We start from the raw sequence: 17,742 nt of genomic DNA on the forward strand, positions 1-17,742 counted from the left end.
TTCTCTTATCCGTACCAGAGGTTGGTCAAAATCCCGCGAGGGAAGCGGATTTCGAAGACCAGATCAAAAAGGAAGAAGATCACGGCCGGAACAACAACTCCGACCAGCAGAAGAACCCAGGCGCGCCGTTCCCCCCACAATGCGGAAAGAGCGGCGGCAAAAGCACCCAGCGCAAGAAACAGGTCGAGACCCGCCAACGCCGCGAAGCCGCCCATCAAAAGGATCGTCCCCCAGACCGTTCCCTTCAGCTTTTCGGTGACGCGTACCGGGTCGAACCAGACCATGGCGATGGTCAGCAGGATCAGTGCGGACAGCAGCAGTTGCGGAAAGTCAGAGGGTTGGATCCCTCTTTTGAGGATCGGCGGCATTTTCTTGAACGAAAAGCTGACGACAATGGCCGCAACGCAAAAAGCGATGATCAGGCCGGGGACCAGCCAGGATTCAAACCGGCTTTTGTGTGAGGGAGGGGTTTCAGACATGATGTTTTCCGGCAGGCTCGGCAGCGGTCAGACCCCGCTGCCGAGGGTTTTTGTTACTCGATGAAACCAAGCTCGGTCAGAGCGGCATTCATCTCGTTCACGGTAACTTCGATCTGTGGCCCCCAAACGTCAGACCCGGCAACGGATGTGCTGTCCAGACCTGCTGAGTCCAGGAAAGCCTGGTAGACTGAGTGGTTCATCGCAGCAAGAAGCGCGGCTTCGATCTTTTCGGCCACTTCCGGGGGCGTATCTGCGTGAACCGCAAATCCGCGAACGGTAGAGAAGCTGACAGGGACGCCAAGCTCTTTAGCGGTGGGAACATCTGGCAAGGCGGCCATACGGTCATCCGCAAGCACAACTGTCGGGCAAATCTCACCGGCTTCCACCTGCGCCGACGCTTCGGCCAGATTCAGAACACCGGCATCCACCGCACCAGCAACCAGTTGCGTCGCCAGTTCGGCACCGCCATCAAAGGGCAACATGTTCGGAGTCTGCATTCCACCCTTTTTGGCAAACATAAAGGCGGAAACGTCATCGATATTGCCAAGGTGGGTCACACCATAGGTGATCGGGGCCTCTTTCTGCTTGGCGACAAAATCCTCGGCGTTTTCGTAGTTGCCGCATTTGGTCATCAGAATCTGCGGATCATCGGTTCCGCGCGCAATTGGGCGGATATCCTCAAGCGTCATGCCGCCCTGCCCCTTGGCCATCACAGCCGCGTGGCCGACGGTGAAGGTTAGAATCGTGTATCCATCCGCAGGAACGGTGCTGAAGTATTCAAGGGCCGCAGCGCCGCCGCCGCCTTTCTTGTTCACGACCACCATGTCCTGGCCCAGTTCGCGACGCGCCCTCAGCATCATCATCCGGGTTGTTACATCGGTTCCCCCGCCGTTTCCGGCATGTGTCACGACTTCGATAGCTTTTGACGGATATTCATCAGCCTGCGCGGTTCCGCTCAAAAGCGCACCCATAACGCCTGCGGCACACATTGCTGTCCGGATTGAAAATCGCTTCATTTGTTCCTCCCGTTCGATATTGTAGCCGCTTCGCTCAGTTTAAGAATGAGACTTTGACTACGGGAGTGACGCTAGGACGATATGCATCATCCGTCAATGGAATACTGTATTTGGCATTCCAAATTCTAACCCAGAAATCATGAAACCATCGGATGCGGATAACCTGTTCGGGGCGGTGAGCTTTGGCATTTGGCGCGCGCGTTCAGGCGGCCTGACACCGCCTGAATGCGCTCTTGCGCCATTTCCTACACCGGAATGACCAGGGCCCCCGGCGCGACCGGGTTCTGCCTCCGGTCTATCCGCGCCGCAGCACCGGCGCGTCGTCCGGCAGGGATACCACTGCTGAGACATCCGGCTCCTCGAAAGTCTCCAGCGTGCGGGTGATCTCGAGATTGTCCAGATCGACAAAATGCAGTTTGTTGTCATCGATAGACAGGAAGGCCCGGTTCATCGGCTCATCAAAGCTGATGGCAATCGGCGGGGCGCTGACATCAACGCGCCCGATATAGGCGAGCGTCGTGGCGTCATAGACACCCACATAGCTGCCGCCGTAATTGATGGTCATCAAACGGTTGCGCCGAGTGTCGTGGAACACACGCACAGGATCGCCCGGACAGGAAACCTCGGCAATCACACCCAGTGTGTCGGTATCGATCGCCGCCAGCGTCTCGCTTGTGCGGGTTGTGATGAACAGAACTCTTTCATCTGCGCGCAACAGACGACCTTCAGGCTTCTCTCCTGTTTCGATCCTGATCGGTGTAATCGACGGATCGAACGGGTGAAACAGCGTGACGTCATTGCTGTCGAGGTTCATCGAATAGGCCTTCTGCCCATCCTTGGTCACCGCGAACAAATGCGATTTCACCCCACCGGTCGGTGCCTCGTGATCATGCGGCCCGATAGCCATTGGATTGTCCCAAACCAGCAGCCTTGCCGAACCTTCGGCCAGCACATACAATCGATCCTCAGCATCCATTCCGACACCATGAGGGCGGTTGTTTTCCTCTCCAAGATCAAGCATATGCGTGACCTCGCCCCGCGCCACATCCATCGCAAGAACCGTATGCCCGCCGCGATCGGGGCTGCCAGAATTGACAACGCCGTAATGACCGATGAAGGCCGTCGACTTGTCGGCGTTCAGCACAAACTCATGCGGAAATTCCGGCAGGGAAACCGTGTGCAGGCGCTCTCCGGTATTGGTGTCGTAATAGGACAGGCAATGCGATGATTTTTCAATCAGCAGCAGGACTTCACGCATTTGGCAGGGTCTCACAATTTGGATACTTTGGGGTCGGGCATTTGGGTGGACACCACAGGGTTCCTGAGTGGACGGCCCAACTGCGGGCAGTCGATTTCCATGACATCATTGACCTGCAGCACAACCCCGTCAGCAAAGCTGAGCGTCGCGGTGCCCATCACATGCACATGCACCTGCCCCGGACGGCGGAACAGTGGATATTTGAAGTGGTGATGCTCGAGATTCGTAATCGTGTGGGTCATGTTGTCTTCGCCCGAGACAAACGGTTTTTCCCACAGCACTTTACCGTCGCGGTAGATACGGCTGGTTCCCTGCACATCCGATGGCAAGTCATCGACCAGAAGCTCTGGGCCCAGTCCGCAAACGCGCAGTTTGGAATGCGCCAGAAAGAGGTAGTTCACCCGTTCCATCACGTGATCCGACATCTCATTGGCCAGCGCAAATCCCAGCCGGCGCGGCTGTCCCTGAGCGTCGATCAGATAGATGCCTGCGATCTCGGGCTCTTCACCCATATCATCCGCCCAATGAGGGCTTTCCATCGGCTGACCCGAGGCGCGCAGGATCGAGCCGTCGCCTTTCCAGAACCACTCGGGCTGAACACCGACCTGTCCGTCGGCGGGTTTGCCGCCCTCCAGACCCATTTTGAAAATCTTCATGGAATCCGACAGCTCGGTCTCATCTCCGGCGACCTTCGCATGCATCGCGTCACGTGTTTCGATACTGCCTGTGTGGGTCAGCCCGGTGCCGGTTACAAAGACATGGGCAGGGTCTGGCAGGTCGATGGGCGGCAACAGGCGCCCGTCAGAGACGACCTGATCATACGCGACGGTGGTCGCAACACCGGCGGCATCGACCGCTTCGGCCAGCGACTGCCCCGTGTCGATGGCGGACTGCGCCAGCGCGGCGACATGGGTCACGCCGTTGAGAACCTCAAGCAGGTCGCCACTCACTCGCGCAACAGCACGATCCCCGGTTTCGATTTTGAATTGAACAAGACGCACGGTTCGCTCCTTCTCTCAAACGGCTTCGGGAAGAAGCGATACGGGAATGTCCTGGTAACAGACCGGGCGCAGGAATCGCCGGATTGACAAGGTGCCCACCGATGTCGCCCCAAAGTTGGTCGAGGCCGGATAGGGTCCGCCATGCACCATCGAGTCGCACACCTCGACGCCGGTCGGGAAGCCGTTGGCCAGCAGACGACCCGCCTTGCGTTCGATCAACGGGATCAGTTGCCGGGCCGCGGCGGCGTCACCCTCGTCCAGGTGAATGGTGCAGGTCAGCTGACCTTCGATACCTTTGGCAATCTCGTTCATTTGCGCGGCGTCACGCGCGCGCACAACGATGCCCAGCGGGCCAAAGACCTCTTCCTGCAACGTTTCATTCGCCAGCCAGTCATCGCCAGACACCGCAAACAGATAGGGCGATGCGCCGCGCGTGTCGCAGGACATGCCCATGATCTCGGTAACGCCGGTCCCGGCAGAAATGGTGGCCGTGCCATCGCGATAAGCCTGGGCAATCCCGTCGGTCAGCATGGTCTGCTCTGCCACCTCGCTGAGCGCTGCGTGAGCGGCATCTGTGAAGGCGTCGGCGTCCGGGCCATCCACCACAACCGCAATTCCCGGATTGGTGCAGAACTGCCCTGCCCCCATGGTCAATGACCCAGCCCAGCCTGCGCCGATGGCCGCACCGCGCGCCTTCATGGCTTCGGGCAACAGGAACATGGGGTTGACCGAGCCCAGCTCACCAAAGAAAGGGATCGGTTTGGGGCGTTGTGCGCACAGGTCGAACAAAGCCCGGCCCCCGCGCAGCGACCCGGTGAACCCAACGGCATTGATCAGCGGATGCTGCACAAGGCGCGTGCCAACGTCGCGCTTGCCGCCTTGCACCATCGAAAAGACGCCTGGATGAACACCGGTGGACTGAATCGCCGCCTGAATGGCCTGCGCCACAACTTCGCCGGTGCCGGGATGCGCAGAATGGCCTTTGACCACAACGGGACACCCTGCAGCCAGAGCGGCGGCCGTATCGCCCCCCGCGACCGAAAACGCCAGCGGAAAGTTCGAGGCGCCAAAGACCGCAACCGGGCCAATCGGGCGCTGGATCATGCGCAAGTCAGGACGCGGCAGCGGCGCGCGATCCGGCATCGCCGGATCATGGCGCAGGTCCAGATACGCGCCCTTTTCGATATGATCCGCGAACAAACGCAGCTGACCGACTGTGCGCCCGCGCTCACCCTGCAGGCGCGCCTTGGGCAGGCCGGTTTCCTGGGTCCCGATCTCGGTGATCGCGTCGCCCCGCGCATCGATCTCATCCGCGATGGCGCGCAGAAAGACCGCGCGATCGGCGCGACTGCTCCAGCCGTAGGACAGGAACGCCTCTTCGACCGCTTCTACCGCTGCATCGACATCCTCGGTTGTGCCCACCGCGAAATCACGGGCGGGGCCGTGGGCGGGGCTGGATTTGAAGACAGCGTCACCGCCAACCCATTCACCTGCAATCAGGTGCTTGCCATTCAAAGTCAAAGGCATCCGCCTCTCCTATTGTTCAAATTCAGACAGTTTCTCGTTCGCTGGTCACGCCATCCGTGGCCTTGCGATTGCTGGCCATGTTGAGGCACATGGTGAACGCGTTTTGCGTGGGCACCACATTGGCCTTGTTCTGGCCCGCGATATCAAACGCCGTGCCATGCGCAGGGGTTGTGATCGGCACCGGCAGCCCCGCCAAGACCGAAACGCCACGATCAAAGCCAAGCAACTTGATCGCGATCTGGCCCTGATCGTGATACATGGTCACCACCGCGTCATATTCGCCGTCGCGCACTTTCAGCCAAAGCGTATCCGCCGGCAGCGGCCCGACACAGTTCACCTGTTTCTGTTGTGCTTTCTCAACCGCCGGACGGATGACACGGATTTCTTCATCGCCCATCAGACCGCCATCCCCGGCGTGGGGATTATAGGCCGCAACAACGATGCGGGGCCGGTCATAACCCGCCGATTTCAACGTGCGGTCGGCAAGGTGAATGCTCTCCTCGATCCGTGCGACGGACAACAGATCGGGAACATCCTTCATGGCGACGTGGCTGGTCACACGACCGTTCCACATCCCGTTGGCCACGTTGAATTCGCTTGGGCGGGCCTCAAGCTGAAAGAACTGGCGGGCATAGCCCAGCTCATCGGTAAAATCATTGCCGCCCAGATGCATGCATTCCTTGTTGAACGGCATGAAAACGATACCATCCGCCACGCCATCGCGGGACAGTTCCAAAGCCCGGTGTAGGCCTGAAATCGACGACGCACCACCTGCGGCAGAGACGGCAGACACCGCGACATCGTTGATGCCGTCCACCGGCATATCGAGATGTAGGATTTCCCCTTCTGCAATGTCGACCGGGGCATCCAGCGGGGCGTGGCGTACACCTCCAATGACCACACCAACCTGCTCTTCCCCGCGCGCGAAAATACCCGGATCTCCAATCACAACCAGTTTGGCCGCATCGCGGACACCTTCCTGGCTCAGCAGTTTAATCAGCAGTTCCGGTCCGATACCGGCTGGATCGCCCTGAATCAGAACCAGCGTCTTGCGCGCGTCGAAAGGAATGGGGTCCGTCATATCTTTGCTTTCACTCAGAGTCCGTTAAGGCCGCCGTGATATTGACAACCGTTGTTTCAAGATGCCGTCTCATCTGTCGGGCAGTTTCCGGTCCGTCACGCTTCTGCAGCGCTGCAACGATGTCGACATGTTGCCCCAGTGTACTGTTGCGTTCGCCACGCCGCTTGGACGAGATGAACCGCGCCCGCCACAGGCGCGCATTATATTGGGCGTGGGTCGCGATAAGGGGATCATTGCGCGAGGACAGGATGATTTTGCGGTGAAACTCCATGTCCCAGCGGAAGTATTTCAACTGATCTATGGTCGCACTGGCCGATGTCATCTGATCGCATAGCTTGGCAATCTCGGCGATCTCTCGATTTGTGGCCTCTGCACAGGCCAGCTCACCCGCCAGCCCTTCCAGCGCCCCGAGAACTTTCAGATTTTGCTGCAGCTCTTCGATCGAGGGGTCCGCGACCCGCGGGCGGCGGGTCGGGCCATATTCAATCAGACCTTCGGCCTCGAGCGTGCGTACGGCCTCCTTCAGGGGCGTCCGGCTGATCCCAAGCCCTTCTGCAAGGTCGCGTTCAGAAAATGCGGTGCCCGGGGCAAGCTTTTCCAACAGGATCAGCTCGCGCAGCGTATCGGCGGCCTCATCCGCCAGACTGCGTCGCGGTGCAACCCGGGCTCCTTCGGGAAGCAAAGCTGATTTTTTGGAAACATATGCGGCCATAATGCTGTCTCTCAGTTGTTGCGCGCGGCTACTCCTGAATCTCGAAATGGTTCAAATGCTTGTCCGAGATCGTGATGCCCAGCCCAGGCAGATCATCGTCCAGTTGCAGATGACCATCCGTCGCCACGGGGTCGCCTTCAAACACATAATAGAACAGCTCATTGCCGATCTCGACGTCAAAGACGGGGAAATATTCGGCGATCATGCAATTCGCGTTGGCCATCGTGAGGTGATAGTTGTGCATCTGCCCGGCATGCGGGATAACCGGCACCTGAAACGCTTCTGCAATGGCATTGATCTTCTGCGCCGCCGTAATGCCGCCGACCCGGTTGGTGTCGTATTGTAGAACGCTGACGGCCTTCTTTTCGATCAGATCCTTGCAGCCAATTACCGAGAATTCATGCTCGCCACCCGAAATGGGCACGATGTTCATCGCGTTCAGTTCGCAATAGCTTTCTACATCGTCAGCAATCACCGGCTCTTCCAGCCAGCGCGGCTCGTATTTCGCCAGCTTGGGCAACATGCGCTTGGTGTAGTCCAGGTTCCAGCCCATATAGCATTCCAGCATCAGGTCCACGTCATAGCCGATCACCTCGCGCACCGCTTCGACGCGCTTCAGATTCTCGCGCATCCCTGCCATGCCATCCTTGGGGCCAAAGCCAAAACGCATCTTGTATCCGCCATAGCCGTTCTTTTGCGCCTCGGCCGCTTCGGCCTGCATGGCATCGACATCATCGGCATACAGCTTGGAGTAATAAACCGGGATCTTCTCTTTGGTACGACCGCCCAGCAGTTTGAACACCGGTTTGCCCGCAAGCTTGCCCATCAGGTCCCAGATCGCGATATCGATGGCCGAAATTGCCGTCATCCCGATACCTTTGCGGCCCCAAGCGTGGGTTTTGCGGTACATCTTTTCCCAGATATATGCATAGTCGAACGGGTCTTCGCCGATGACCAGCGGCGCATAATACCCGTCGATGGCCTTCTTGACCAAAGTCGGCGCCAGGGCGGCGTTGCCGATCCCTATCGTACCATCAGTTGTTTCCACCTCGCACGTCATCCACTGATGAAACCGGAACGACGACATTGCGTCCCCTTTTTCCCACAGCGTGTCCGAGGCGTTGGTGCAGAAATGACCCTGCGGAGGTACCGTCGGACCGGTCCAGTTCCAAACTCGGGTTCGAATGGACTTAATCTTCGTCATCTTTGTCCTCAGTCAATTCGTATGCACGGTCCAAGCCGCGCACCCTAAGCAATCTTTTGCGCAAATGCGCCCCAGCAAACGACCCTCGGATATGTCAGATGAGGGTTCGTACAAGCTTGGTGTTCACCTAAGAGATTTGTAAGGCCTCAGTCAATGGCATTCTGTATTTGGTATTCCAAAAATTTGCAACCTGAGCGTTGCTGCCCGAGTCTCTGACAGCCACGTTTGCGGATGCAATCGCCAATGCTTTCGGTTCAGGCTCAATTAGGCCTGCATCATAGCAGGACGAACCGGAACTTGATGTGTTTGCGAGGGGAAACAGTGTCTGCCCAGCGCCCGTCGTGGGCATGGTGCAATCCGGGCCGCGGCGCAGGGCGGCGGCCCGGATCAGGGATCAGTCGCTGATCGCGCCTTCTTCGTCTTTGCGCTGGTGCATCTTGGCTTTGACGCGGGCACCAACGATCAGGGGCAGTACAAAGCCGATGATCGCAATGGACCACAAAGCGATGGACAGTGGGCTGTCGACCAGGGTCCACCAGTTCCCGTTATCGATGGTGACGGCCCGGCGCAGGTTATTCTCCATCGAGTTGCCCAGCAACGTACCCAGGATAATCGGTACCAGCGGCACGTCCAGCTTGCGCAGGACCCAGCCCATCACACCGAACCCGATCATCACCAGCAGGTCAAAGCTGGAGCCCGAAATGCCGTAGATACCTACAAAGCTGACCATGGCCACGATTGGCATAAGAATGCGCGAGGGGATCATCAGAACACGGGTAAACAGGCCCACCATCGGGATGTTCATGGCCAGAAGCATAAAGTTCGCAATGAACAGCGCCGCGATCAGGCCCCAGACCACATCCGGATTCTGCGTGAACAGCAGCGGACCCGGTGTGATGTTCAGCGCCAGCAGAACTGCCAGCAGCACGGCCGTGGTTCCGGACCCCGGAACCCCCAGCGCCAGCATCGGTACCAGCGCACCGCCAGCGGCCGCATTGTTGCCTGCCTCAGGCGCGGCCACCCCACGTGGATCACCGGTGCCAAAGGTGTTTTCTTTGTCGACCAGCCGTTTCTCCATCGAATAAGAGATGAACGAGCCCAGCGAAGCACCAGCGCCGGGCAGTACGCCCGCGATGAAGCCAAGGAAAGACGTCCGCAGCATGGTGGGTGTACATTTCTTGATCATCGACATCGGTGGATAAAGCCGCCCGATGTTCAGCTTGCGGCCCTCGGCATCCGATCCACCGTGGCGATGTTCAAGGAAAATGAACACCTCGGACAGAGCAAACAGACCCACAATCGCGACAAGGAAATCCAGCCCGTCATACAGGTGAACTTCGCCAAAAGTGAAACGCGGAACACCGGTCTGGGTATCGACCCCAATCGTCGCAAGGCCAAGGCCCAGCGCCGCCGCAAAAGCAGATTTGGCCTGATTGGTCGACGACACGCCGCCCAGTGTCATGAAGGCCAGTGCAAACAGAGCAAAATATTCCGCGGGACCAAACAGAAGCGCGATCTTGACCAGCTGCGGGGCCAGCAGGATAAGACCCCATGTCGCAAGAAACGCACCGACAAACGACGCGATACCGGACAGCGACAGCGCTTCGCCCGCAAAACCCTTCTTGGCCATCGGGTGCCCATCCAGACAGGTCATCATCGCCGGTTCATCGCCCGGGATGTTCAACAGAATAGATGAGATACGGCCGCCATACATGGCCCCGTAGTAAACGCTTGTCAGAAGGATCAGCGAAGGCGTCGCGCCCAGGCCTAGTGTAAAGGCAAGCGGAATCAGAATGGCCACGCCATTTGACGGGCCCAACCCAGGCAGTGCGCCCATGATGGTGCCCAGAAAGCAGCCCAGCAGGGCCAACATCAGGTTCTGCCATGTCAGAGCAATGGCGAAACCGTCGCCAAGGGATGTAAAAATTTCCATGACGTTCCCCTTAGAAACCCAGCGGTCCGCGAGCCAGTGACAGGCCCAGAACCAGATGGAAGATGACATAGATGCCGACGGATGTGCCGATGCCGACAAAGACGGCCTCGATCGGGCCCGAACCCAACCGCCAGGCGAGATAAGTCGCAGCAAACGCGGTTGCGATGACAAAGCCGATGACCGGCAGCATTTCGGCATAAAGGATCATAACCACCACAGAGGCGGCGACCTCGACAAAACGGCCCAAGGCAGGCCATTCCGGTTCAGCGTCGGGGCGCAATGCAATCACGGCACTCGACAGGCCAAGAATAGCGGCAATTATCAGCGGGAAGGCTTTGGGTCCAACGGCATCGGAAAGAAAGCTCTCTTCGATCGCAAGCGCGGAAAAAGCGAATCCGATGGCGAGAAGGATGCCGACGACCCCGAAGATACGGTCACTCATCGGTGTCTCCTGTTGTTCGGGTAGAAATTCAAAGCGGGTGCTGCAGCCACGCGCAGCACCCTGAGATCGGTTGAGACCGACTTACTTGATGATGCCGATCTCTTTCGAGATGGTCTGGATTTGACCAACAGACTCCGCGACGAAGTTCTGGAAGTCTGCACCTTGCAGGCTCAGCGGGGCCAGACCGTTTGCGGCCATAACCTCTTTCCACTCGTCCGATGCATACAGATCACCAATCTTACCGACCCATGCGTCATATGCCTCGTCGGTCATGCCCCCGGGGGCATAGAAACCGCGCCAGTTTGCACCGATTGCATCAACGCCCTGTTCTTTGGCAGTCGGGAAATCGGCGAACTCGCCGGGCAGGCGTTCAGGCGCCAGTACCGCGATCACGCGGATATCACCCGAATCCACAAAACCTTTGGCTTCCGAGATATCCCCGGTGAAGGCCTGAACCGAACCAGCCAGCAGTTGGGTAACCGCCTCGCCACCACCATCAAAGGCGATGTACTTAACGGACCGTACATCTTCGATACCATAGGCGTTTGCAGCGATCAGAACCTTCAGGTGGTCCCAGCCACCCACAGCCGAACCGCCAGCAACGGAAACAGCAGTCGGATCAGCCTTGATGCTATCCAGCAGCTGCGGCAGCGTTTCAACTTTGCTGTCGGCTGCGACGGCAATCACGCCATAGTCGGCACCGATCGAGGCCAGCCAGCGGACCTGATCCATGGTGTTGCCCGGGTATGCACCCTGCGCCAGACGGGTCGCGGTCGCGGCACTAGCCGCAACAATCAGGCTGTCGTCGTCGTTACGTTTGTTGACGACCTCGGCAAAGGCAACACCGCCACCGCCGCCAGCCAGGTTCACAACCTGCATGGTCTGGTCAATCAGGCTCAGGTCCTGCAGCGACTTACCGACCTGACGGCACGTGAAGTCCCAGCCACCGCCCGGGTTGGCCGGTGCGATACATTCCGGGTTCTCCTGCGCGCTGGCCGCAAAGCCGGACAGGGCAAAGACAGCCGCCGCAATGGCACCACTGGTTCCAAAAATTTTCATTCGTTTCTCCTCCAAAAGGTCTTTTTTTGGGCTGTTTGTGAACAGCCGAAACCGATCCCCGCAGCAAATGGGCCGGTTGACCCTTTCTTGCAGGTTGATTTCCTTTAGCGGATAATGCTGTCACGAACCTGTCACGCGAGGGTTGGCGGTTTCCGGGGGGATGGATGCGCGTACTGATGATCGAAGACGCCGAAGACCTGGCGGAAGGTGTGGTCGCACATCTGGCGCGCTCGGGCGTGGTCTGCGATCTGGCGACCACCGTCGATTCCGCCCGCGATTTTTGCGCAGTTCAAAGCTATGACGCCATTCTTCTGGATATCAACCTGCCAGACGGGTCCGGTCTTCATTTTCTCGCCGACATAAGATCGACCGGCGACCGGACACCGGTGCTGATGCTGACCGCACTGACGTCGGTCGAGGATCGGGTTGACGCGCTGGACAAAGGTGCCGACGACTATCTGGGAAAACCCTTTGATCAGCGCGAGCTTGAGGCCCGTCTGCGCGCGCTTGTGCGGCGCGACGCGGATCGCAAAAGCGAACAGATCGCCCTTGGTCCGCTGATCTATGCCCCCAAGGACCGCAGTGCGACGCTTGATGGCAAGCGGCTCAACCTGACAGCGCGCGAAGCTGCGGTTCTGGACGCGCTGATCCGCCACGAAGGGCAATTCCTGTCGAAAACACGCCTCTACGACTCGCTTTACGGTTTTGAGGATACCGATGTCGGCGAAAACGCGATCGAGCTTTACATAGCCCGCCTGCGCAAGAAGTTTACCGGCAGCCCTGTCGAGATCACGACCCAGCGCGGCGTAGGTTATCGGATCGGATTGAATGGCTAAAATTCATTTGCCCCACAGCCTGACGGCGCGTGTTCTCAGCGCGGTGATTTTAATCCTGTTGATTGGCGGGTTTCTGGTTGGCCTGTCGATCTGGAGCAACGGGCGTCTGGCTGCACGGCAGGCCTATGACAGGTTGTTGCTGGGGGCAGCGAGCGATATCGCCGAATCGGTCCGTATTCAGGACGGCGCTCCGGTTGTCGATCTGCCGGTATCGGCATTCGAGCTGCTCGCGCAGGCACCCGAAGATCGCATCTATTATGCGGTTCAGATCCCGGACGGACCATTCATCACTGGGCTGGACCGGGACACGGTCATAGACCGTCCTGCGAGTCCCGAAAGCACTCCGCACTATTTCACATCTGATCTTAACGGCGAACCGGCACGGTTCGTTCTGGTGGCGCGCCGGTTCGCCGAGCGGGACTTTTCCGGAGAGGTCGAAATCCTTGTCGGGCAAACCCTGCATGCGCGTCGGGCGATGACCGCCGGTCTGATGCGCGACGCGCTGTTGCCCATGGCGCTGGCGGGGGGGCTTTTGCTGATCATGTCATGGTTCGTAACACGGTCGGCGCTGCGCCCGCTCGAGGCGCTGTCGGCCGATCTGGCCCTGCGCGACCCCTATGATCTGACGCCAATGAAAAGCGATGGGCTGCCGCAGGAATTGCAGGTCATGCTGTTGGCGATGAATCGTTTTATGGGTCGGTTGGAACGGCAGGTCGCCACAATGCGCAACCTGATCGCAGATACGGCGCATCAGTTGCGGACACCGGTTGCGGCTATTCGGGTGCAGGCCGAAATTGCGCAGGAAGGATCACGCGCACCGGCCAGCAAACGGGCACTGGACCGGCTGCTGGGCCGCACACGCTCTCTCGGGACCTTGCTGGATCAGCTGTTGTCCCGGGCCATGGTCATTCATCGCATCGACAGCGCCCCACGCCTGCCGGTCGACCTGCGCGAAGTGGCGCTTGAGATCGTCGAACAACGCGATCACGAGGTGATTGCGCCAGGCATCGAAGTGCAGCTAAGGATCGGTGAGCAGCCAGTATTGGTGAATGCGGATGCCTTTTCAATCGGCGAAGCGGCAAAGAACCTTCTGGGTAATGCGTTGCGGCACGGTAAACCTCCGGTCAGTATCGGCGCCGAACGGGATGGCGACCGCGCCATCCTTTGGGTTCACGATCAGGGATGCGGGCCGGACACCGCCATTTCCAGTCAGTTGGGCGACCGGTTCAACCGCAACACCGGATCCGGCGAAGACAGCACCGGTCTGGGCCTGTCGATTGTAAAATCGACGGCCGAGGCGTTTGACGGGCAGGTGGAAATGGCGCGCAGTGAAACCGGATTTCGCGTCGCGCTGAACTTTCCGGCCTCAACGGATGGAGGACCTGCATGAGCCGTCTTCTGATTTCATGCGTGATATGCCTGGCCATGCTGGCGACGCACCCGGCACACGCACAGGAGGCAACGACGGAATTTGGCACGGGCCCCGACGCCCTGCTGGTCCGTTCGACCACGGATATCGCCATCATCGAGCCCGTTCTGGACCGGTTCACCGAGCTCAATCCCAACCTGACGATCACCTACGAGCAATGGGGATCGAACGCCCTGTTTCAACTGAGCAAAGAGGCCTGCAAATCGGGCGAAAACAATGCGGATGTGGTCTTTTCTTCGGCAATTCAGCAGATGGTCTGGCTGGTCAACTCGGCCTGCGCCTACAGCTATACCTCACCGCTGACCGAGGCGCTGCCCCCGGCCCGCCGCTGGCGCGACGAGCTCTGGGGTGTCACCACCGAACCCGCCGTTATCGCCTATAACAAAGACCGCTTGCAGGATGCGGATGTGCCGCGCGATCGGTTTGCCCTGCTGGATGCGATGCGGACGCAGCCGGAATTGCTGCGCGGACGTGTAGCGACCTATGACATTGCTGCTTCGGGTCTGGGTTATCTGTTCGCCTATGGAGACAGCCTCGAGGCCACGACATTCGGCTCGTTGATCGAAGGGTTTGCGCGCATCGATGCTGTTGCGACCTGTTGCTCGGCCGAAATCATTCAAGACGTGGCCGACGGCAGGTTTCTGATTGCGTATAACGTGCTGGGCTCTTACGTCGCCAATGCCAACGCACCCGGTGTGGGTATCATCTTGCCCGAAGACTACACACTGGTCCTGTCGCGTGCATTCATGATCTCGCGCCAGTCTCAGAACAGCAGCGGAGCGACCCGGCTGCTCGATTTTCTGCTGTCTCGCGAGGCTCAGGACCTGTTGGCGGACTCAGGGCTGGTCGCCCGTATGGACGCAACAGAAACCGGGCTTGCCCCCAGCGCGCGCCGCTTCATCCCGCTCTCGCCGGCCTTACTGGTGGCACGGGATCAGAACCGGCGCGCCGAGCTGTTCAAACTCTGGAACGATGCCTTTCAGGTAGAGACCGCGCGCTAGGCCGATTTCGCCTCCTCAGCCGGTGCCGGTTCGGCATCCATTTCGATCACGTCGTCTTGGTCCGGTTCTTCGCCCTCATCGGCATCATGAATGTCATCGGCCTTGTCCTCAAGCGCGCCGACGATCAGCGGCAGCATATGCACCCCGATCACGCTGGCCATTTCGGGCGTCTGCGGGGTTTGCCAGCTGAGCGTGTCGAAGCTGTTGCAATTCTGACAAACCGGTCCCCATTCGGGCTGGATGTCGTGACAATTGTCGCAAACCCATTGCGGACCGCGCGGCGCGTTCAACGCTTTGGCGAGCCAGCCTTGGACAACGGCATCTGATGCCCCCTCGCCCCGTTCAATCGCAGCCATAAGGGTATAACCGCGCGCATCGGCCTGCTGTTCGACCACATCGCCCAGCGCGCGCCGTGCCTCGGGGAAGTCTTCGGCAACGATGTTCAGTTCAGCCAGAATAAGCCGGGTTTCCATATTCTCAGGATGCACACGGGTCAGCATGGCAAAACGCTTGATCCGCTCGGCAGGGGTTTCATCCGGTGCGATCTCAGCAAAGACATGCGCCAGATCGGGATGCGGCTGAACTTCCCACGCCTTCTTGATGATCTTGGTCGCAGCCCGGGCCTTGCCCTTGGAAATATAGGCGCGTGCGGCCATTGCCGCAGCCGGAACCAGATCAGGAGACAGACGGTTCGCCTCGATTGCATGCTCCTGTTGAGCGAGGCTGGCGGTATCGTCCAGAATCTCCTTAGCCTCGGACAAAGCCAGCACCGCATCGCGGCGTTTGAACACATCGCGCGGCAAATGGCCGGATTTCAGCTTGGCACTGAGCGTGGACCGCGCTCCGGCCCAATCCTGCGCCTTGGTCTGCAGGTTCAGCAGCACATCCTGCGTTTCCTGATGGCGCGGTTTCAGCGCCAGCGCTTTTTCCGCCAGCTTACGCGCTGTTTCGTCATCCCCCTCGGCCAGCTTTTGTTTCATAATGCCACGCACACCCACAAACCGCGTGGCGTTGTTCGTCACCAGCTTCTTGTAAGTATCCGATGCTTTCTTGGTGTCGCCGGTCATCTCAGCGGCTTGCGCGACCAGAAGACTGGTCAATTCGGGCTTGTTCAGCAGCTTTTCAGCCTTGTTGGCCTTCATCAGCGCGACCCGCCCTTCGCCCGATGCCAGCGCCATCAGCCCATCGGCCAGTGCCTGATAGCCGCGCTGCTCGCGGCTGCGATCAAAGTAACGCGACAGGGCGGTTTCATCGCCATTGAGGAATTTCAGTGTCGCGACCAACAGGCTGAGCAGTTTGAAAAACAGCCAGACGGCAAAAACCAGAACGCCCAGCGCGATGACGGATTGAAGCGGGCTGAGCGTATATTCGGTGCCTGCAACCGTGATCTGCACACCGCCACTTGTCTCCATAAGATATCCGGCGCCCATCGCCAGCAGGCCGATAATCGCTACAAAAACGAGGATCTTAAACAATGACCACAGCATGGCAGGTCCTTCAGTTCGAGTTTACGCTTGCAGCAAGCGCTTGTGCGGCTTCGACAGCAGACAACCGTGTTTGTGCGGTCTGTTCCCAACCTGCCATCGCCGATTGTGCCGCGTCGGGCAGCGATTTAAGCTCGGTCAGCGCCTTGGACAAATCCCCGTCTGCCAGAGCGGCCTGAGCCCGCGACAGGACCGCATCCGGGTCGTCGCCGTCCTGCGGCGTTACCGAGCGTGCCCCGGTCTGACGTTGCAAAAACGCCACCAGACCTGTGCCTTTGTCGGCGCTCCGGGCATCCGCCAGTGCGGTACGGGCGGCAGGGGCGAACGAGGCGCTCAGCGCCGCCAATGTTGCCACCCCCTTGCTTGCAGGGGCAGACAGCGTATCCGGCACCGTCAAACCGCCCGCCTGCAGCTCTGTCACGAGGTCCTCATAGGGCAGACCCGCATCCAGCTGGCCGTGCAACCGCGTCAGAATGGCCGTATTCGTCGCTGCGCGGGCCTCAGCCGCAGCTTTGGCTTCAAGCGCCTGCGCATCAGAAACCATTTTCTCAACTTCCGCACGCTGCGCCGCAAGCGAGTCTTGCAGCTTTTTCAACTCGGCCTCAAAAGCAGCCGATGCTTCCGGCGAAGCACCTTGCGTCAGCCCGCCGCTTTCCAGATCGCTCAGGCGGCTGGCCAGCGGATCAATCTTGCCGGTCAGCCCATCAAGGTCGGCCTTCACCGCATCCAGATCCGATGTGATCGGCGTGACCTGATCGGTCAGCGCAGTGATCTTTTTGTCCAACTCCGCCGCGTCAGACAGAGATTTGGTCAGAGCGTCAATCTGCTTGGATTGATCGCTGATCTGAGTCTGCAGGTCAGCAATGGCATTTGCGTCGCCCGAACTGAACATCCCCGCGCTGCCGGCGGCAAATCCGATCGCCGCAGCAATTGCGCCCCCGATCAGGGCCGGAACAAAACCGCCGCGTTTTTGCACAACCGGGTCGGTGATCTCTTGATTGACAGGCGTTGGAATGGCTTCGGCTTCGGCTTCGGCTTCGGCTTCGGCTTCGGCTTCGGCTTCGGCTTCGGCTTCGGCTTCGGCTTCGGCTTCGGCTTCGGCTTCGGCTTCGGCTTCGGCTTCGGCTTCGGAAACGACCTCTTCGCTGGACTCTACTTCGTCAAGCCGCGTGTCCTGAGTTTCAGTGCTGGCTTCTGCGGCAATGTCTTCGATCTTCTGTTCCGATTTGGGGTCTTCTACGGGTTCCTGATCGGTTTTCTTCTTACCAGCCACCGGCGTA

The 17,742-nt window shown here is 59.2% G+C and carries 16 protein-coding genes; 3 read left to right on the forward strand and 13 right to left on the reverse strand.

What is annotated here, in order from left to right:
• Positions 1-5: 5 nt before the first annotated feature.
• The 11 genes from ACR0I7_RS08040 to ACR0I7_RS08090 form a co-directional block, all read right to left on the reverse strand.
• Positions 6-479 carry a tripartite tricarboxylate transporter TctB family protein gene (locus ACR0I7_RS08040; RefSeq protein WP_480509822.1) on the reverse strand — a complete coding sequence of 158 codons (474 nt, stop codon included), beginning with the start codon at positions 477-479 and terminating at the stop codon, positions 6-8.
• A gap of 53 nt (positions 480-532) precedes the next feature.
• On the reverse strand, positions 533-1,495 hold the full coding sequence (locus tag ACR0I7_RS08045) for a Bug family tripartite tricarboxylate transporter substrate binding protein (protein ID WP_480509824.1): 963 nt from the start codon (positions 1,493-1,495) through the stop codon (positions 533-535).
• Positions 1,496-1,790: 295 nt separating this feature from the next.
• Positions 1,791-2,753, reverse strand: coding sequence for a YncE family protein (locus ACR0I7_RS08050; protein ID WP_480509826.1), 963 nt, complete (start codon positions 2,751-2,753; stop codon positions 1,791-1,793).
• A gap of 11 nt (positions 2,754-2,764) precedes the next feature.
• Positions 2,765-3,754: an AraD1 family protein gene (araD1, locus tag ACR0I7_RS08055; protein ID WP_480509828.1), complete on the reverse strand. Its 990-nt coding sequence runs from the start codon at positions 3,752-3,754 to the stop codon at positions 2,765-2,767.
• Between the two features lie 15 nt (positions 3,755-3,769).
• Positions 3,770-5,281: an aldehyde dehydrogenase (NADP(+)) gene (locus ACR0I7_RS08060; protein ID WP_480509829.1), complete on the reverse strand. Its 1,512-nt coding sequence runs from the start codon at positions 5,279-5,281 to the stop codon at positions 3,770-3,772.
• Positions 5,282-5,303: 22 nt separating this feature from the next.
• Positions 5,304-6,362: a 4-hydroxythreonine-4-phosphate dehydrogenase PdxA gene (locus tag ACR0I7_RS08065; protein ID WP_480509831.1), complete on the reverse strand. Its 1,059-nt coding sequence runs from the start codon at positions 6,360-6,362 to the stop codon at positions 5,304-5,306.
• 10 nt (positions 6,363-6,372) lie between these two features.
• Entirely contained in the window at positions 6,373-7,044 is a 672-nt protein-coding gene (locus ACR0I7_RS08070; protein ID WP_480509833.1) for a GntR family transcriptional regulator, read from the reverse strand.
• Between the two features lie 58 nt (positions 7,045-7,102).
• Entirely contained in the window at positions 7,103-8,278 is a 1,176-nt protein-coding gene (locus ACR0I7_RS08075; RefSeq protein WP_480509835.1) for an L-rhamnonate dehydratase, read from the reverse strand.
• A 394-nt stretch (positions 8,279-8,672) separates the two neighbouring features.
• Positions 8,673-10,211: a tripartite tricarboxylate transporter permease gene (locus tag ACR0I7_RS08080; RefSeq protein ID WP_480509837.1), complete on the reverse strand. Its 1,539-nt coding sequence runs from the start codon at positions 10,209-10,211 to the stop codon at positions 8,673-8,675.
• A 10-nt stretch (positions 10,212-10,221) separates the two neighbouring features.
• On the reverse strand, positions 10,222-10,653 hold the full coding sequence (locus ACR0I7_RS08085) for a tripartite tricarboxylate transporter TctB family protein (RefSeq protein WP_480509838.1): 432 nt from the start codon (positions 10,651-10,653) through the stop codon (positions 10,222-10,224).
• 81 nt (positions 10,654-10,734) lie between these two features.
• Entirely contained in the window at positions 10,735-11,712 is a 978-nt protein-coding gene (locus tag ACR0I7_RS08090) for a Bug family tripartite tricarboxylate transporter substrate binding protein (RefSeq protein ID WP_480509840.1), read from the reverse strand.
• 164 nt (positions 11,713-11,876) lie between these two features.
• Between ACR0I7_RS08090 and ACR0I7_RS08095 the strand changes: the two genes are divergently transcribed.
• Genes ACR0I7_RS08095 through ACR0I7_RS08105 form a run of 3 tightly spaced genes read left to right on the forward strand, consistent with a single transcriptional unit; the run spans position 11,877 to position 14,978 of the window.
• Positions 11,877-12,548 carry a response regulator transcription factor gene (locus ACR0I7_RS08095; RefSeq protein ID WP_480509842.1) on the forward strand — a complete coding sequence of 224 codons (672 nt, stop codon included), beginning with the start codon at positions 11,877-11,879 and terminating at the stop codon, positions 12,546-12,548.
• Positions 12,541-13,938, forward strand: a complete 1,398-nt coding sequence (locus tag ACR0I7_RS08100; RefSeq protein ID WP_480509844.1) for a sensor histidine kinase — start codon at positions 12,541-12,543, stop codon at positions 13,936-13,938. The genes ACR0I7_RS08095 and ACR0I7_RS08100 overlap by 8 nt, the downstream gene beginning before the upstream one ends.
• A complete protein-coding gene (locus tag ACR0I7_RS08105; protein ID WP_480509846.1) occupies positions 13,935-14,978 on the forward strand; it encodes an ABC transporter substrate-binding protein in 1,044 nt (347 codons plus the stop codon). Before ACR0I7_RS08100 ends, ACR0I7_RS08105 begins: the two co-directional genes overlap by 4 nt.
• Here the strand turns inward: ACR0I7_RS08105 and ACR0I7_RS08110 are convergent.
• Positions 14,975-16,465 carry a heme biosynthesis HemY N-terminal domain-containing protein gene (locus tag ACR0I7_RS08110; protein WP_480509848.1) on the reverse strand — a complete coding sequence of 497 codons (1,491 nt, stop codon included), beginning with the start codon at positions 16,463-16,465 and terminating at the stop codon, positions 14,975-14,977. The two genes, ACR0I7_RS08105 and ACR0I7_RS08110, sit on opposite strands and share 4 nt — an antisense overlap.
• A 10-nt stretch (positions 16,466-16,475) precedes the next feature.
• Positions 16,476-17,735 (reverse strand): COG4223 family protein, encoded by a 1,260-nt coding sequence (locus tag ACR0I7_RS08115; RefSeq protein WP_480509850.1) that lies wholly within the window; start codon positions 17,733-17,735, stop codon positions 16,476-16,478.
• Positions 17,736-17,742: the final 7 nt, after the last annotated feature.

The sequence above is a fragment of the Ruegeria sp. AM1 genome (genome assembly GCF_056540745.1).

Bases quoted from the DNA above. Each gene is read 5' to 3' on its own strand.
- ACR0I7_RS08110 (WP_480509848.1), bottom strand. From the start codon at position 16,465: ATGCTGTGGTCATTGTTTAAGATCCTCGTTTTTGTAGCGATTATCGGC.
- ACR0I7_RS08050 (WP_480509826.1), bottom strand. From the start codon at position 2,753: ATGCGTGAAGTCCTGCTGCTGATTGAAAAATCATCGCATTGCCTGTCC.
- ACR0I7_RS08090 (WP_480509840.1), bottom strand. From the start codon at position 11,712: ATGAAAATTTTTGGAACCAGTGGTGCCATTGCGGCGGCTGTCTTTGCC.
- ACR0I7_RS08065 (WP_480509831.1), bottom strand. From the start codon at position 6,362: ATGACGGACCCCATTCCTTTCGACGCGCGCAAGACGCTGGTTCTGATT.
- ACR0I7_RS08060 (WP_480509829.1), bottom strand. From the start codon at position 5,281: ATGCCTTTGACTTTGAATGGCAAGCACCTGATTGCAGGTGAATGGGTT.
- ACR0I7_RS08100 (WP_480509844.1), top strand. From the start codon at position 12,541: ATGGCTAAAATTCATTTGCCCCACAGCCTGACGGCGCGTGTTCTCAGC.
- ACR0I7_RS08085 (WP_480509838.1), bottom strand. From the start codon at position 10,653: ATGAGTGACCGTATCTTCGGGGTCGTCGGCATCCTTCTCGCCATCGGA.
- ACR0I7_RS08040 (WP_480509822.1), bottom strand. From the start codon at position 479: ATGTCTGAAACCCCTCCCTCACACAAAAGCCGGTTTGAATCCTGGCTG.
- ACR0I7_RS08075 (WP_480509835.1), bottom strand. From the start codon at position 8,278: ATGACGAAGATTAAGTCCATTCGAACCCGAGTTTGGAACTGGACCGGT.
- ACR0I7_RS08080 (WP_480509837.1), bottom strand. From the start codon at position 10,211: ATGGAAATTTTTACATCCCTTGGCGACGGTTTCGCCATTGCTCTGACA.
- ACR0I7_RS08045 (WP_480509824.1), bottom strand. From the start codon at position 1,495: ATGAAGCGATTTTCAATCCGGACAGCAATGTGTGCCGCAGGCGTTATG.
- ACR0I7_RS08095 (WP_480509842.1), top strand. From the start codon at position 11,877: ATGCGCGTACTGATGATCGAAGACGCCGAAGACCTGGCGGAAGGTGTG.
- ACR0I7_RS08105 (WP_480509846.1), top strand. From the start codon at position 13,935: ATGAGCCGTCTTCTGATTTCATGCGTGATATGCCTGGCCATGCTGGCG.